Origin of the sequence: Sphingobacterium sp. UBA6317 (assembly GCF_002440385.1) — a bacterium.
Lineage (GTDB): Bacteria > Bacteroidota > Bacteroidia > Sphingobacteriales > Sphingobacteriaceae > Sphingobacterium > Sphingobacterium multivorum.
In genome coordinates, this window is the sequence record NZ_DJTD01000042.1 from 23,072 (window position 1) to 40,253 (window position 17,182).

The following is a 17,182-nucleotide window of genomic DNA, read 5'->3' on the forward strand; positions in this document are numbered from 1 at the left end:
CTGCTGTTTGATGTGGACAATATTAAATTGTTCCAATACTTTTGTCAAGTATGTACTTATTTGTATCTTACCTACCAAAAAGTATGTATTATTGATTATCAAAATGTTGTAAATAAATTAACATGAAAAAAAATGCAGAAATTCCTGAGTGTATACAAAAATGTGGAGTTGAATATGCTTTTAAACGCATCGGCGGGAAATATAAAGGTCGCATTCTCTGGCATCTGGGCATGCGACCGGTATTGCGGTATGGAGAGTTGAGCAGAACCCTCCCTGATATCACTACCAAGATGCTTACGCAAACTTTGAGAGAGCTGGAAGAGGACAAGCTCATCATCCGGAAAATGTATCACGAAGTGCCGCCTAAAGTGGAATATTCATTGAGCGAAACCGGCCTGGAGTTGATGCCCTTTATAGAGCATCTTCATAACTGGGGAAAGAAACAACTTGAAAAAGAAGGATAGGATAAGAGGCCGCAGGGTACAATTTTCCTAACAGCATGCTGCCGTAGTTTCTAAAAACCCGAGGCGCTGCTTGAGCCATAACCGTAAAAGCCTGTCTCGTATCTTGTTTTTGTTGATGATCGTTAGTTGCGTTATTTAACTATGTAAAGTTGTCAGACAGGATGAAAAAAATTCAGTTTCAAATGGCCTAAAGCTGTTATTTTGCTATTGAAAAAGCCATGCGAAACAGTTAAAATATAGCATAATTGCTGTTTTTTAAACATTTTTTGTACAACCATTTCGGATTGGCATGCTGCTTGACTAATCGTTCACAGAACTTCGGTTCTTAAGTTTAATTGATTCATTAATTGTTTAAGAAAGGAAATAAGTTATGTCATTGGTTAAATTTAATTCAGATCGAAAACAAAATGCGTTAATGCCAGGCTTTAACGACATCTTTGAATCTTTTTTTAATGATTCTTTCTTATCGGACCGTATGGTGACCCGTGTACCTGCGGCTAACATCAGCGAAACCCCTGATGAATACCATATCGAACTTGCCGCTCCTGGCCTGAAGAAGGATGATTTCAAAATCAATATCGATCATCAGGTGCTGAACATTTCTGTAGAACAACGCAGCGAGAACACCGAGAACAGTAAGAAATACAATAAGCGCGAATACAGCTATAGTTCTTTCGTGCGTTCTTTCACCTTGCCTGACAGTGCGGACGACAGCCGCATCGAAGCAAGCTATACCGACGGCGTTCTGAAGATCAATGTGCCTAAGAAAGAAGAGGCCAAATCGGTGACCCGTCAGATCGAGATCAAATAAGGTTGAATTCTCCGGAGTTTACGGGCTGTCCGAAAGGGCAGCTCGTTTTATATCCCGCTTTATCAAAGGAGTTTGATCGGCATGGCAGGCAGCTATCATATCAGTCTCGAACTGAACACGCTTTTCGGAATGGAAACGATAGGTTCTCTGGAACTTGGCACAGAAAAGGATTTCGCTGCTCAGGTATTTGAGGAGCTGCATGGAGATGACCAGGTCACCGGGCAGGGATCATTTACCTTGATATTAACAGCATGTGAAGACGGCGTAAAACTGCCATTAACCATGAAGCGCTGCAACTCGGATGAACTCGCCTGGAACGTGAAACTCATCGCCCGCGAGCTCTTTAAGAAATATAACCTGGAAGCAGATGATCCGGACAACTAATATTGTATTGAAATCGATGTAAAAAAGTGACGATAAATATTTTTCAGGAGGTACAACAATGTTATTGAACAAACGTCCCCCTTTTAAGTATCTGTTCAACAAGGTCAGGTCTGAACTGATCTACATTACTATAACCACGATCCTCGTGTACGGGCTTACCAGTGCATACGAACATTTGATCCCGGAGATCCCGCTTACCATCATTAACAGGAGTCTTCGCATACCGCAATTTATAGAAATTAGTAGCCAGATTTAAAGTATATCAGAAATGATACCTAAGTAATTAGTTCATCTTAAAGTGCTAACGAATTTCCTTCCGATAGAATATAAACACTCCTGACCATTGCAACGCTTAAACAACCAGAGTTGAAAGCAGGGAATTGTCAAGGGCAACGGTGATAGCCGTTGTTTATACACCCTTGACGGTTTTCCTGCGTAGCTACGTTTGTAATGGCGGTGCAGTGCCCTTCTTTCTATAATACGTAGGGAAGGCAGGCGTATATGAGGTACAAATATTTGCCTGCGTGCGGCGGCGAGGCGGGCTGCGCAATGAAACCCGGCGCAAAGTGTGTGGTGCAATGCAGCAACCTGCCTCAGCTGCTGGCCTTGCCTCCTAAAGCTCAGTTTTCTTTCTCCTGAACATGCCGCTGCCAGTACTGCTCCAATATGCGTTTGTCCCTGCCATTCGCATGTTCAACTGCCGCATTATAATCCACGATGAATTCTGTTCCCAGCGCAGTTGGTCATCAACGTACCGCTTTCGACGATGAAAGGTTTTGAAGGATCTTTCGCTACTTTAAAACTGACCCTTCCACTGAATAATTTAACCCGTCTAAAATCAAGATCCGGTTTTATGCCCAGCTGAATCAGTGCCCCGGTTCCAAGGTTAAAATCGAATGGTCCGCTGCAACAATTTCTTTAGGCTGAGCAGAAGGGTTGTAGTAAATTTCATGAATGAAACTCGCTGTTTGTAAAGGTTCATCAGTTGATGTGCTCAAAAGATTGGTTAAGATGAACAGGAAACCAAACAGGATGAATACAGTAATGATTCTCAACAGGCTATCACCACCACGTTTTGACTTATTTTCCTGATTGATATAGGAAACCCAGTCATCTTCTGAAATGAGATCATTCAATAAGGTCGGATCATCATTCAGCCATTTGAAGACAAGTTTCGCTTCCTCAGCAGAACATTCATTCGCCAGGAATTTATTTAATAAGGATTTGCGATTCATAACAGTTTCTATCCTTTTAGCGGGATAGGTATATAACTGTTATACGAATAGTAATGGGCTTGTCCCCTAAGACAACTTAAAAAATTTTTTAATAAATTTCAGACCAATGCTAACGTTGTTTTCTACCGTCTTCGGGGAGATAGACAATTTGACGGCAATTTCTTTATAACTCAATTCCTCAATTTTATGGAGATAAAAGACCTGTTGCCGCATAAAAGGCATTTGTGCAATCAGCTCTTTTACGTATTCTAACTCTCCTTTATAGGCAATTTGTCGTTCAAGATCTTCATATTGGGTCAGTACAAAAGGTTTCTCAAACTCTACATATTTTCTATTCAAAGCACGCCGCCGCAACTCATCAATTAATTTTGTTCATGCAATCTGAAAGAGCTGGGTACTGAATTGGATTTGCTGATTCGCATGATTCTTGCGTTCCCAAACAATTAGAAAAGTCTGCTGGACGACATCTTCGGCCAGATTCGAACATTGGGTCTTCTGATACAGAAAATAGTACAATTTCCTGTACCAATAACGATAAGCTAAAAAAAACTCCTTTTCGTTAGTCGGTGCCCGCTGTAGGATTTTATCCATCATAATCTACATTTAGATAGTCTTGTTTCAATGCTGTTATCCTCTTTCCAAAGAATATCGAAATTGGTATCTGACAGAATTTCAATTTGATCCATCAAAATGACCCATGCTTTTTGGCTAGTTATCCACCTCTAAAGTGATTATTTTTTATCAAAAAAACAAGATAATATTTTCGATAAGGCCATCGCCTCAATCTCCATTTTAAGCGCTTTCTTTCATAAAAGCTACTTTGCCGATAGGCAACTTATGGGTCCTGTTTTCTTCTCTTGTATTTTTTAGGCGCAGCAAGTTCGTTTCAACTCGTGACCAAATTAGTCCTTTTAACAGTGCTTGTTCAGTGATTGCTCAGTGTAAACTGAATAAACAATGACTGATTACTGTCTAAAAATTGATTAAAAATTGTGAAGAGGTATAAGTTGGTATTAAGATAGATTAGTTTTAATCACTATATAGAAAAAAGAAGGTATTTAGATGATAAGAAAAATCACTTGTCATCTAAATACCTTCGCACTAAAACAAACACCGTGAAACTGCTTGTTTTATGGATAGCAATAAAATCTAGTATCCTGGATTTTGTTTTAAATTTGGATTGACAGCAAGCTGTTGACTCGGAATTGGGTAAACCAATGTTTTCGGGCTGGAATCCGCAGCTTTTTCCTGCCAGGCTAATAAAAACTTACCAAAACGGATCAAATCCTGTCTTCTCCAACCTTCCCAATACAACTCACGCGCACGCTCGTCTAATATATTATCAAGCGTCAACGCTGTCAAGTTATTCACACCACGGTTTGTCCGAATAGTGTTAACTAATCCAAGTGCCTCTGTTGCAGTTCCGGTTCCGCCTCTTAATATAGCCTCTGCTTGCATCAACAATACATCGGCATAACGGAAGACTACCCAGTCGTTATTTCGTTGACCAGTGACAGCATAATCAAAGGCATACTTCATTGGACGGATACCCGCTGTTTCCAATGTAGCTCCAGAGGTCCGGATGGTCACTTCACGCGTGAAGACCAAAGGTGCATTCGCTGGATTTCGCGCCATCAATGGTTTGTTTGTACTCCAATTGTATTGCTGTCCTGCAAAAAAACCTACATTTTGACGTTTGAATTCTTTTGTTCTGTTAGAAGTCGTATCCGCCGGATAATTATAGTAAATTCCTCTTCTTTCATCGGCATCCGAAAATTTATCGTAATAATCTGATAAAGTACACCAACCGTTCCAGCCCCCAGGTCTCATATTATAATGCGCAATAGTATTCCAGGTACGATCCACATTTCCACCTCTATCGCCATTTTTATTATATAAAGTGAAAATATTTTCGGTAGACTTTTCGTCGTTATCGGGCGCGAAATTATCAAAGTACTTGCCCTTTGCAGAAACAGTATAGGATCCCGAAGCCGTAATTTCCTTGGCTAAGGCCACCACTTTATTCATATCTTCGGCAGCAAAAGAAGGAGCTTGTCTGTTTAAAAATGTTCCCTTATTCAAATAAATCTTCATCAGCAATGCTTTTGCCGCATTTTTATTGGCTACATAGGCTGCTTTCGGACCGTTTGCAGGCAAACTCGCTATAATTTCGTTGAGATCCTTCACGATATAATCAATAGCCGCCTGTGGCTGTAACACCTCTGGTGCGATTCTAAAATCTTCAAAAGAGGCTCCTTCCCGGACGGGTACCACGCCATAGAGATCCAACATATCGAACATGACCAACGCACGAATAAACTTCGCTTCAGCACCTTGCTGTGCACTCGGATTATACCGCAACACATTACCCGCATTATAGATGGCTGTACCAAGACTTACAAATGTATTGTTCATATAACCATTATCAGCATTCCAGGTATGTAAATGGATCGCACGATGCATCCCATTATCATCCCAGTCACCTCCCCGTGTAGGAGCCATAGCAGCATCTGTGGATATTTCCTGCATCACCCAGCGCTGTTCCTGCTGATAAGGGGTATTCAATGAATTATAAGCTGTGATCAACAAGCTTCCAGGATCCACATTGGATGTCCCCTCTTCCAATTCTCCTTTAAATTCCTCCTTTAGTTTAGTACAAGAAAATGTACTTGTTACAATGGAGCCAATTATTCCGATATATAATAAAGTTCTTAATTTCATCTTTTTCATCCGTCTAAATTTGATTATTTATTCATCCATTTTGACTGTAAGGCATTCATACTGCCTTTAGTGTTTCATTCGTAATGAGGCGATCAGATTTATTCATTCACTAATATGAATATGTTTAAATCAATCTTGTTACTCTCCTCTTTTTATTATCTAATGATCTACAGTATACGCTTAAAGTGAGAAGTTAACCCCCAATAGGATATTTCTTGCCGGTGGATATGGTAAATATTCGATACCCAACGAAGGAATACCATTTGTTGCACCATCTGTATTCACCTCAGGATCAAACCCTGTATACTTCGTGATGATGAAAAGATTCTGTCCAGTAAGGGATACGTTTAAATTCTTCAGTGTTCTGCCTACATTTCCAACACGATAGCTTAAAGTAAGATTAGCCATTTTTAGATAATCACCTTTTTCAAGGAATCGCGTCGAAGGCGCAGCCGAGTTGGAAGTAGACTCTTTTACAGCTGTATTAAAGAATGCTGAACCGATATTCCGTGATGACAAATTGCTCAATCCCAAAGTCGTCGCTGCCGTATTATTGAATAGATAATGTCCAAACGCGCCATTCATATTGGCAGCCAAAGAAAACTGTTTATAATTTACATTGGTGGAGATACCCAATAATGTGGTTGGATTTGGACTGTTCGTATAAAACTTATTAATTGCAGGATCGTTGGCCGTACTGATACTACCATCCTGTCCACGGTACATGCTCATTCCGGTTTGCGGGTCGATACCTTGGTAATCGGCCAAATACCATACATTCAATGGCTGGCCATTGACCATTCGTTGTCCCAATACACCAGAAAAACCTTGTCCGCGGAGTGCTCCTGTCTCATAATAACCAACAAGGCCACTTACACTATTCTTAAGAAATGTTGCATTACCTGTCAAATCCCAAGTCCAATTGTCATTTTTAATAATTGTACCTGTCAACGCGACCTCTACCCCTTTATTGACAATCTCACCGTCCAAATTTACCCAAATACGTCCCGCAGGAGCTGGCTGTGCAAGCGTTTGCTCAAATAGCGCATCTGTGGTCTTTTTATTAAAATAATCAATGGATCCATATAGACGGTTGCCCCAGATTCCGAAATCTATACCCGCATTGATCGTCGTCGAAGTTTCCCATTTCAAGTCAGGATTTCCATAGTTAGCCTGGCTTACACTCTGATTACCGAAGACCAATCTATTCAATGAGGCACCAGAAGGGAATTCTTGGTTACCTGTTTTTCCCCAACCCAATCGCACTTTAAATTGGTCAAAGATACCGGAAGACTTTAAAAACTCTTCCTGATTAACATTCCAGGCTACGGCCAACGAAGGGAACATGGCGTATTTGTTGTTTGAACCAAATTTCGTTGAACCATCCCTTCGCACTGTTGCAGTGAATAAATAACGATCTAAGTAATTGAAGCCGCCCCGTAAAAAAAGCGATTGCAATTGGTTGGTTGGACTTCTATACGACGATATTTCACGCGTGGAAACAGGCGTATATTGTAGATAGTCAAAATAATCTAACCCCAGGTAGCGAAATCCACCGCCAAAGGAAATGTTATTATTATAATTATAATCCAAATACTCGTAGCCTGCTACTGCATTGACACTCCAATCTGAATTGATTTGTTTATTGTAAGAGAGCATATGCGTCATTTGCAAGTTGGTTTCCCCGTTATTGGAGATAAAAGCCTGCTCATTGTTCACAGCAGAAGGATCAATAAGCCCGGCGCGGTACATACCCTCGCGGTTTCCTGTTTGTCGCATCGCACTATAAATAAAGCGATACTCTAAATCATCTGTAATTTTATAATATGGCGCCAAATTGACCACCATTGTATTGGTTGTCGCCAAGTCCTTAAAGGCTTCAATGCTTGTCAATGGATTTCGTGTGGTTGAACTCACAAAGGTCAAATTACCTTGCTCATCGCGTAATGGTCGCGTTGGATTCCATTGCAGTGCTTGGGAAATCACATTTCCTTCAGAACCTACCATCGCATTGATCGGCGCATATTTATTATCCATTTGCGTCAAAAAGACTGCAAAATCCAATCCCAATCGTTTGTTTTCCAAAAAACGGAAATTCCCGTTAAAATTGGCTGTATATTTCTTCAGTTGTGAGCCACGAATAATACCATTTTGGTTTAAATACCCACCCGAAAGACGGTATTTACCATGTTCGGTTCCACCCGCCACGTCAGCATAGTAATTTTGCGTGATGGCTTTTCTTGTGATTGCTTTAAAAGCATCCTCATTACCACCAAAATCAGCATTTGCCACTTCAGATGGTGTATAATATTTCAACGCCTCTCTGAATCGCGCTGCATCCAATACATCAGGATATTCCCGCATGGTCGAAACACCTGCAGAGGCTCCTACAGAAACCTCGGGCTGTCCTACTTTACCTCTTTTCGTGGAAATAATGACTACACCATTTGCCCCACGTGATCCATAAATTGCCGTAGCCGAAGCATCTTTAAGGATGTCCATACTAGCAATGTCACCCGGATTTAAGTAAGTTAAAGGATTTCCTCTGTCGGAAGAAAAACCTCCTCTTCCTTCGGGCAGAGGTGAGTTGCCCGACATCGGCACACCATCCAGCACAAATAACGGGTTGTTACTGGCGCGGATCGATGAATTCCCACGAATACGTACTGTGGTTGATCCCCCCGGCTGCCCCGTATTGTTAATCACCATCACCCCTGGTGTCTTTCCTTGTATGAGTTGGTCGGGACTGGTCATGATCCCCTTATTGAAGTTTTTTGCTCCAATAGTAACCATAGACCCCGTTAGATCTTTTTTACGGGCAGTACCATAACCGATCACAACGACTTCATCTAAGCCCTGACCGGCACTAGGTTCAAGCGCTACCGTGATATCGCTCCCCACAATGGGTACTTCTTTTAAAGTATATCCGATAAAGGATACTTCCAGCGTTTTAGCTTCACTGGGAATAGTCAATGTAAAGGAACCTTCCGTGTCTGTTGTGGTAGCCGCGGTACCCCCTTTTACTTTGATCGTAGCTCCTGCCAATGGACTTTGAGTCTCATCTACAACCTTCCCCTTCAAGACTTTCGTCTGGGCAACTACAATAAAAGATACAAGCAGAAATGTGAGCGTCATTACGCATTGTGCAAGTAGTTTATTTTTCATACGCTTTTTGATTGGTGGTTTAATTGATTTTTTATCGTGTGCAATAGATACACAGCTGATAATAAGTGATTTTTAATGGTTTATTTTTAGTCCTAAAACTCATTTGAAATGAGTATGGTCTTTCCCAATTATTGCAAATACGTAACGATCAGTATCAAAATCGTTAACGCCCAAATGGAATACCAAATCATCGTGAAGATATTGCCGCACCTGTAAAAACAAAAACCTAACAAACTGAAAAACAAGGATACAGGATATACCTGTCATAATTCTAGGGCGAAACATACGTTTATATTTGGTTATTATTGTTTTATAAAAATGCGCAAATCCTTGTATCTCGTCCAATCAGAGCGTCTCAATTTTATATCAAAGCGTATCAGTAAAACTCTTTTTTATCTTTTAATTGCCTATTTTTAGTTCAACGTAATCAGTTTTGAAAAGAATAACCACCATACTCCTTTTGTATATCTTGCTGGCAGTTATCAACCTGCAGGCACAATCCATCTATTTTAAAAATTATCAGACCCACGATGGCCTTTCCAATAGTACGGTCAAATGTATTACACAAGATATTCAGGGTTTTCTGTGGCTAGGAACGAGGAATGGCCTTAATCGTTTTGACGGTAATCAATTTAAAATATTTCGACACAATGCTTCAGATTCGACAAGTATCGGAAGTTCATCTATTTTAAGCCTCCTCACAGATAGCAAAGGTGTCCTATGGGTGGGTACCACACGGGGTGCCTATCGTTACGATCCTATAAAAGAAGATTTCAAACCATTCAAGCTCATACCCATCGGTGAAGTAAATGCCATACACGAATACGCAGGCTTTATATGGTTGCTTTCCAATGGAAAACTGTACCGTTACAATTCTTATACAGGAGAAATATTCCCATTTGATCTCAACAAAAATACCCTAGTAGCGATCACCAGCAGTAAGAAAGGTGGGTTGTGGGTAACAGACAATAACAGTACAATACTACGGTATCAGGTTAATACGGGTAAATTTTTCCCTGTTGATCTTAAAAAAATCGATCGACAAACACTAGCGAATACCAAAACCGTGTATGCGATCAACGATTCATTGCTAATGGTCGGAACAATCAATTCGGCTTATTTGTTTGATTTCAAAAATGGCACATTAAAAAATCTATTTGCAAGTCATTACCCCAACAAAGTCATTCAGGCAAACTGTATTATTCAACAAACAGAGTCGACATACTGGATTGGAACTGAAACCGGAATATACACCTATGATATTCACACAGGCCAGAGCCAACACATCAAAAAAGACCTGCTCAATCCATTTGCCATTTCTGACAATGCTGTCCTGAATTTCTATCGGGACCGTGAAGACAATATCTGGTTTGGAACATTTTTCGGTGGCTTTAACCAATACAGCAACCAATTCGACAATTTCAAGAAGTATTTGTCCGGATTTGGAAAATCAGCCCTATCAGGTAATATTGTACACGATATCAAAAAAGATCGCTATGGAAATTTCTGGATCGGAACAGAAGATGGCGGATTGAACAAAATAGATGCCCAAACACAACAAATCCAGCATTTCCTTGCCAACGGAAAAAAAGGCAGTATTGCGCATAACAATGTCCATGGCTTGGCAACAATCGGCGACGATCTTTGGGTAGGATCCACCACACATGGACTTGACATTCTCGACGTAAAGACTGGAAAATTAAAAAAGCACTATGACCGCATCGGCCAAGGTCCCTTACAAAGTAGCTTCGCCGTATGCATTTATAAGTCCAAAGACAATACGATGTTTGTTGGCACAGACCGCGCTTTATACGCCTACAACAAAAATAAGGACAGTTTTGATCTCCTTCCTATTCAAGCATGGATACAAGGCATTTATGAAGATGAATATGGTATACTCTGGATCAATACCTATGGCAGTGGGATCTTCCAGTATAACCGCAGCTCGGGAGAAATACAGCATTTGCTGTCCGAACAAGGTAAACAAAATACACTCGTCAATAATTACGTCAACGGCCTATTTGAAGACAGCAAAAAGAATTTATGGTTTTGCACCGAAAGCGGCCTTTCGAAATACCGCCGTGATGGACGTTTCACCAACTACCTGACCGAATCCGGTTTACCTTCTAATCAAGTATTCAAGGTCTTGGAAGACGACAACAACAGCATCTGGATATCGACCGGCGGTGGACTGGTCCGGCTGGACGAGGGTGTCCCTCGAAGGGTCATCTATACCTCCAGAGATGGGCTTCCCGCAGATCAGTTTAATTATAATTCGGCTTTTAAAGATAGCGACGGAACTTTATATTTCGGGACTATCAAAGGAATGGTAAGCTTCAACCCCACAAAATCCATTAAGAACAGTTTTATTCCACCCATATTCATCAGCGGCATTCAGATCAACAATGTCAATGTGCCGGTTCGTGAAAATGGCATACTCAAAGAATCCATCTCCCTATCAAAAGAGATACACTTAACCTACGACAATTCCAATATCAGCTTCCATATAGCAGCCTTGAGCTTTGTTTCCCCAAAGAGCAATCCCTATCGTTATATCATGGAAGGTTATGATAAAGGCTGGACCGATATTACGGGAAATCAAAAAATCTATTACAATAAACTTCCACCAGGTACGTATACGTTTAAGTTCAGGGGTGCAAATAACAACAGCGTCTGGAATCCGACAGAAAAAAAACTGCTCATCATTGTTTCGCCCCCCTGGTGGCAATCAAGCTGGGCGTACTTACTTTATTTTGTGAGCTTTGGTACGATTATACTGCTCGTATTACGGTATTATTTTCTACTTATAAAGGCCAATAATGGTCAAAAGATGGATAGCTATGAACGAAAAAAAGAACAGGAAATTTATAATCTCAAACTGGAGTTTTTTACCAATCTGGCCCACGAAATTCGTACGCCACTCACCCTGATCAAAATGCCCCTTGAGAAGATAATAAACCAACAGAAATTTACCGATAGCGACACAGCCAAGGATCTCGCACTAATTGAAAAGAATACAGCGCGTTTAATTCGCCTGACCAACCAACTACTGGATTTTAGAAAAGCAGAAACCAACAATATGAGCCTTATTTTTACTAAAACGGACATCAACACACTCCTATCCGAAGTATTCCACGACCTAAATTATCTTGCAAAAGATAAACAGTTGCATTATGAGCTTAGCCTGCCACGTATCAGTCTCGCTGCTTATGTGGATGAGGAAGCTCTCCGAAAAATCTTTACTAATCTTATTCACAACGCCATCAAATATGCAGATGAAGAAGTCTATGTCAGGCTCCTCCCTTTTAATAGCGATGATATTATGTTCAATATCGAATTTAAGAATGATGGTGAGCTTATTCCTTATGAAAAAAGAGAAAAAATATTTGAACCATTTTATCGATTGAACGAATCCGATAAAGATACGGGGACAGGTATTGGCCTTCCCCTATCCCGCTCCTTGGTCGAATTGCACCAAGGAACCTTGTCACTTGTCTATCTGGAAGAAAACCGCAATATATTCCTGCTGTCTGTACCGATTTTTCAAGAACAATCACTGGACATCAAATCTTTTCAGGAAGATAATGACGATCATGTATTAAATGATAAACCAGACGAGCAGGAGGAAGAAAAACCGGTGATTCTACTCGTCGAAGACAATAAAGAAATTCTTGCCTACCTCAATAAAGAATTAAAAACCAGCTATATAATCCTACGAGCCGGCAATGGTGCCGAAGCGCTCGAAATATTAGACCAGGAGAATGTACAACTGGTACTGACAGACATCATGATGCCTATTATGGATGGCCTAGCTTTATGCAGACGTATCAAAACAGATATTCTCTATAGTCATATTCCCGTGATCTTTCTGACCGCAAAAAATGCATTGGATTCCAAAATTCAGGGATTAAAAAATGGTGCCGATGCTTATATCGAAAAACCTTTTTCGCTTGAATTCCTCATGGTACAAATACGCAATATTCTCAAGAACCGAAAAATTATCAAGAATTACTTCACTAACACCCTCAGCTCCAACTTAATAGATATCAACGTTTCGGGTCCTGACAAAGATTTCATCAGTCAGCTCAATACGGTTATTTATGAGAATATTTCAGCGATAGACCTTAATGTGGATGAACTGGCCAAACTGATGCATATGAGTCGTCCGACCCTTTACCGTAAAATCAAAGGACTCTCCGACCTAACACCCAATGAATTGATCAATATTTCACGATTAAAAAAAGCGGCAGAACTGCTTACTCAGAAAGAATACAACATTACCCAAGTATCAACGATGGTAGGTTACACCGTGCAATCCAATTTTTCCAGGGACTTCCATAAACATTATGGTATGTCGCCGAGCAACTATATTCTTGAAAACAGTAAATAATGCATACGTGTTCAGCAAATGATGGTGCATTTTTCAGCAAATGATACGCACAAGTTTTAGTAAATCGAACGAAATTATCCCGCTGTCTAAAAGCGAGCCGTGCTAACTAAAGCAAATTAGTATACTTAAGGAGATGATGAAAATCCAATTGCAGGAGCTGGGCCAAGTGAGCAGAAAATCGTAGACGTAAGCTCTATTTACTACGTCTACGATAATGATCTTAGCGTTTACTCTTGGGAACAAAGAATGCAGCCAGCAGCATAAATACACCGGCCAACAACAAGCCATAAATGGATTGGCTATGAAAAAAATATTTGATGATCATTCCTCCAAAAAATCCACATACAATCTGTGGTAAGGTAATGAAGAAATTGAAAAGACCCATATAAACCCCCATTTTCCCTGCAGGCAGGTGATCGCTCAAAATGGCATAAGGCATCGCTAAAATACTTCCCCAAGCAATACCAATACCGATCATGGGAAGAATCAGCAGATTAGCATCTTTAATCAGAAACAGTGAAATCAACGAGAGTCCTCCAATGGAAAGCCCAAGCGCATGCGTTTTTCCACGTCCGAGCTGTTTGGCTATCCGCGGAATAAACAAAGCATATAGAGCCGATACCCCATTGTAAATACCAAAAAGCACGCCCACCCAATTGGCCGCCTCCATATAAAGATCCTGCCGATTTCCTTCCCGCAGGTAAAAAACCGAATCTGCAATCGCAGGAGTTGTATATACCCACATCATAAAAAGGGCAAACCAGGAAAAGAATTGAACCCAACCGAGTTTGCGCATGATCAATGGCATCTTACCAATATCGCTGGCAATAGCGCGCAAACCAAATTTTGGCGCTGTCTCCTGTTCAACCACCATGGTATCGGAAAATGACCGTAATTCCTGTGGCGTATATTCCTTCGTTTTAAACACCGACCACAACACCGTTAGAAGCAGTACAAAACCACCAAAATAAAAAGAATATATCACATTGTTTGGCACCTGACCAACTTCGGAAGTTCCCTGTACATGAAAATATTTTGTCAGTATAAAGGGAAGTAAGGATCCCAATACGGCTCCAATACCGATCAGAAAGGTTTGTACGGAGAATCCAAGACTACGTTGGTTGCTCGGTAGATTATCGCCAATTAAGGCTCTAAAGGGCTCCATTGTCACATTGATGGAAGCATCCATAAACATTAATAGTCCTGCTCCTATCCAAAGTGGTGCTAGCAATGTGGTAAATACTGCTGCATTCGGCATCAAAAACAGGGTTATGGTGGTCAGCAGTGCACCCACCAAAATATAAGGCCGACGACGCCCCAATTTATTCCAGGTTCGATCGCTATAATGCCCGATAATTGGCTGCACAATCATCCCCGTAATCGGAGCCGCAAGCCAAAACAGCGACAGGTGTTCTACATCAGCACCAAATGTCTGTAGAATACGGGAAGCATTGCCGTTTTGTAAGGCAAACCCCATTTGTATGCCCAAAAACCCAAAACTCATATTGATGACCTGGCTAATATTTAATTCAGGTTTATTTCCCATAATAGGCTATCAAAATTTAAGACAAAATACAATTTAATTATCACTTAATCCCTATTTTCAGCAGGATAAGATTGGTTCTTACGCTGCTGAAAACAGGGGCTTACCGAACCTGAAACACCTGCTTTTTGCTTTGTGCAGCCAGAATGAAAGCTTCTGCCTCCGTCTGGATATGGGCCGCAGTGTCACTGTCATTTTCGATCGTAAATCCATCCGACCGTACCGCAATCAACAAGGTCGCACCGCGAAATAAGACACGGAATTTATACCCTTCCCACTCTTTAGGCAACATTGGATTTAAATACAGTTTTCCGTCCTTAATCCGCATTCCTGCAAAGCCCTCTACGATTGTCATCCAGGTACCCGCCATGGAAGTGATATGTAAACCGTCTTCGGTATCGTTATTATAATCATCCAGATCCAAACGAGAGGTCCGCAGATAGAATTCATAGGCTTTTTCTGGTTTATTCAACTTAGCAGCCAATATCGCATGGACGCAAGGAGAAAGCGAGCTTTCATGTACCGTAAACGGCTCATAGAATTCATAATGTCGCCTTAAGGCTTCAAGATCAAACTGGTCTTCGAGAAAGTAAAAGCCCTGCAGCACATCGGCCTGTTTGATGTAACAGGAACGTAGAATCCTATCCCAGCTCCAACGCTGGTTGATCGGTCGTTGAGCCGGATCAAGTTCGGCCACAGGAATTAACTCTTTGTCGAGGAAACCATCCTGTTGCAGAAACACCCCGCGCTGCGCATCAAAAGGATAATACATGTTATCGATAATATGCTGCCATTTTTCCTGTTCCTCCGCTCCTATGGCTAACTTCGTTTTTAATGCGTCAGCAATGTCGGAGTTCAGCTGCGCCAGCTTGTTTAAACAGTCCAGTGTATATTCTAGGCACCAGGAAGCAATCCGATTGGTATACCAGTTGTTGTTCACGTTGTTTTCATACTCGTTTGGTCCCGTCACCCCCAACATGACATATTGCTGGCGCTCAGCGCTCCAATTAACGCGCTGTGCCCAGAATCGGCTTATCGCAATCAAGACTTCCAAGCCGTGTGACCAGATGTAGTCCTGATCACCGGTGTAACGGACATAGTTATAAATCGCGAATGCAATAGCTCCATTGCGATGAATTTCCTCAAACGTAATTTCCCATTCATTATGGCATTCCTCACCATTAATCGTCACCATGGGATAAAGTGCAGCTCCATTGGTAAAGCCAAGTTTAGCGGCGTTTTCGATGGCTTTACCCAATTGCTGATGACGATAAATCAACAAGTTACGCGCAATATTTGGAGATTGTGTTGCGAGGTAAAAAGGAATACAATAAGCTTCAGTATCCCAATAGGTGACACCGCCATATTTTTCTCCGGTAAAACCTTTCGGACCAATATTGAGTCGCTCATCTTCGCCGGTATAGGTCTGGTTGAGCTGAAATATATTATAGCGTATAGCCTGCTGCGCAGCGACATCACCACTGATTTCAATGTCACTTTCTGCCCAGATCGCTTGCCAAGCTGCAGCTTGTTTCTCCTTTAGTTGCTCATAGCTCAGTGCATCTAGCTTATGTAAATTGACCGAAGCAGCCACTTCTAGCTCTGCCGACACATGGTTCTGTGATGTAACAATGGAAACTCGCTTTTCAACGCGACAAATTTGAGATTCGGTTAGCTCGGTCTTATAAATTTCTGCTATACAGCCTCGACTTGTCACCGTATCTTGCACTTCGACAACGGCTGTAGGTCCTGTCACGGTAGTTGTAAGCAGGGCGTACACCTCAAAGCCAGTTTTCTTGGTACGCGCCGCCACAAAGGTATTTTCACCATCTCTTCCCTGCGCTGTGCTTTCCCAAAATTGCTCGTCGTAGTTACTGTCTCGATTGACAACTTCAGCATTTAAATGCGAGCGGACCTCCAAAGCAATCGGACCGGAAAGTGCCTGTATGTTGTACTGTAATGAAGCTGTTTCCGAAGCAAACAGATGATACATCCGGCTTGCTTCAACCTTCAACTGTGCCCCATCGGGCATTTCCACAATAAAACTGCGGTATAAAACCCCATTTTGCATATCCAGGCGACGTTCAAAAGATTTGACCGCAACTTTGTTTAGGTCGAGAACCTGCCCATTCACTAGAATATGTAGGCCTATCCAATCGATGGAATTGATGACCTTGGCAAAATATTCGGGATACCCATTTTTCCACCAGCCCACGCGTGTTTTGTCAGGATAATAAATACCCGCTAGGTACGATCCCTGTAACGACTTCCCGCTGAATTCTTCTTCAAAATTAGCCCTCTGCCCCATCCGACCATTACCAATAGCGAAGATACTTTCCGAAAATTCATTATGTTCGGGACGAAAGGTGTCTTCGATAATTTGCCAAGGGTTATGTTTGATATATGTTTTCATCTTTATATTTTTTTCAATGCGCGACGGATACTCTGCCTCAATCATTCTGGTCTTCT

At 41.3% G+C, this 17,182-nt stretch carries 11 protein-coding genes; 4 read left to right on the forward strand and 7 right to left on the reverse strand.

The genetic code is table 11. The features are described 5' to 3' along the window. Positions 1 to 122 precede the first annotated feature (122 nt). The 3 genes from B3E92_RS13955 (at position 123) to B3E92_RS13965 (ending at position 1,659) form a co-directional block, all read left to right on the forward strand. On the forward strand, positions 123 to 464 hold the full coding sequence (locus B3E92_RS13955; protein ID WP_070567366.1) for a winged helix-turn-helix transcriptional regulator: 342 nt from the start codon (positions 123 to 125) through the stop codon (positions 462 to 464). Positions 465 to 834: 370 nt separating this feature from the next. Continuing rightward, complete coding sequence (locus tag B3E92_RS13960) at positions 835 to 1,275, forward strand: Hsp20/alpha crystallin family protein (protein ID WP_070567368.1); 441 nt, start codon at positions 835 to 837, stop codon at positions 1,273 to 1,275. A gap of 81 nt (positions 1,276 to 1,356) precedes the next feature. Beyond that, on the forward strand, positions 1,357 to 1,659 hold the full coding sequence (locus B3E92_RS13965; RefSeq protein ID WP_112374265.1) for a hypothetical protein: 303 nt from the start codon (positions 1,357 to 1,359) through the stop codon (positions 1,657 to 1,659). Between the two features lie 866 nt (positions 1,660 to 2,525). Here the strand turns inward: B3E92_RS13965 and B3E92_RS13970 are convergent. The 5 genes from B3E92_RS13970 to B3E92_RS13990 form a co-directional block, all read right to left on the reverse strand. Further along, positions 2,526 to 2,894, reverse strand: coding sequence for a hypothetical protein (locus B3E92_RS13970; RefSeq protein ID WP_286897257.1), 369 nt, complete (start codon positions 2,892 to 2,894; stop codon positions 2,526 to 2,528). A gap of 66 nt (positions 2,895 to 2,960) precedes the next feature. Then, entirely contained in the window at positions 2,961 to 3,233 is a 273-nt protein-coding gene (locus B3E92_RS13975) for an RNA polymerase sigma factor (protein WP_286897260.1), read from the reverse strand. Between the two features lie 33 nt (positions 3,234 to 3,266). Then, a complete protein-coding gene (locus B3E92_RS13980) occupies positions 3,267 to 3,488 on the reverse strand; it encodes an RNA polymerase sigma factor (RefSeq protein WP_070567376.1) in 222 nt (73 codons plus the stop codon). A 555-nt stretch (positions 3,489 to 4,043) separates the two neighbouring features. Beyond that, entirely contained in the window at positions 4,044 to 5,615 is a 1,572-nt protein-coding gene (locus tag B3E92_RS13985; protein ID WP_070567634.1) for a RagB/SusD family nutrient uptake outer membrane protein, read from the reverse strand. Between the two features lie 180 nt (positions 5,616 to 5,795). Further along, positions 5,796 to 8,780 (reverse strand): SusC/RagA family TonB-linked outer membrane protein, encoded by a 2,985-nt coding sequence (locus tag B3E92_RS13990; RefSeq protein WP_286897264.1) that lies wholly within the window; start codon positions 8,778 to 8,780, stop codon positions 5,796 to 5,798. 433 nt (positions 8,781 to 9,213) lie between these two features. On the opposite strand from B3E92_RS13990, the gene B3E92_RS13995 reads away from it, so the two are divergent. After that, entirely contained in the window at positions 9,214 to 13,170 is a 3,957-nt protein-coding gene (locus B3E92_RS13995) for a hybrid sensor histidine kinase/response regulator transcription factor (protein ID WP_286897266.1), read from the forward strand. Between the two features lie 220 nt (positions 13,171 to 13,390). Here the strand turns inward: B3E92_RS13995 and B3E92_RS14000 are convergent, their stop codons facing one another. Both B3E92_RS14000 and B3E92_RS14005 read right to left on the reverse strand, forming a co-directional pair. Further along, a complete protein-coding gene (locus B3E92_RS14000) occupies positions 13,391 to 14,716 on the reverse strand; it encodes an MFS transporter (protein WP_286897267.1) in 1,326 nt (441 codons plus the stop codon). A gap of 100 nt (positions 14,717 to 14,816) precedes the next feature. Continuing rightward, positions 14,817 to 17,126 carry a family 65 glycosyl hydrolase domain-containing protein gene (locus tag B3E92_RS14005; RefSeq protein ID WP_286897269.1) on the reverse strand — a complete coding sequence of 770 codons (2,310 nt, stop codon included), beginning with the start codon at positions 17,124 to 17,126 and terminating at the stop codon, positions 14,817 to 14,819. Positions 17,127 to 17,182: the final 56 nt, after the last annotated feature.

Excerpts from the sequence above, each read along its gene's own strand:
- B3E92_RS13960 (WP_070567368.1), top strand. The coding sequence starts at position 835 with ATGTCATTGGTTAAATTTAATTCAGATCGAAAACAAAATGCGTTAATG.
- B3E92_RS13965 (WP_112374265.1), top strand. The coding sequence starts at position 1,357 with ATGGCAGGCAGCTATCATATCAGTCTCGAACTGAACACGCTTTTCGGA.
- B3E92_RS13980 (WP_070567376.1), bottom strand. The coding sequence starts at position 3,488 with ATGATGGATAAAATCCTACAGCGGGCACCGACTAACGAAAAGGAGTTT.
- B3E92_RS13985 (WP_070567634.1), bottom strand. The coding sequence starts at position 5,615 with ATGAAATTAAGAACTTTATTATATATCGGAATAATTGGCTCCATTGTA.
- B3E92_RS13970 (WP_286897257.1), bottom strand. The coding sequence starts at position 2,894 with ATGAATCGCAAATCCTTATTAAATAAATTCCTGGCGAATGAATGTTCT.
- B3E92_RS14005 (WP_286897269.1), bottom strand. The coding sequence starts at position 17,126 with ATGAAAACATATATCAAACATAACCCTTGGCAAATTATCGAAGACACC.
- B3E92_RS13990 (WP_286897264.1), bottom strand. The coding sequence starts at position 8,780 with ATGAAAAATAAACTACTTGCACAATGCGTAATGACGCTCACATTTCTG.
- B3E92_RS14000 (WP_286897267.1), bottom strand. The coding sequence starts at position 14,716 with ATGGGAAATAAACCTGAATTAAATATTAGCCAGGTCATCAATATGAGT.
- B3E92_RS13955 (WP_070567366.1), top strand. The coding sequence starts at position 123 with ATGAAAAAAAATGCAGAAATTCCTGAGTGTATACAAAAATGTGGAGTT.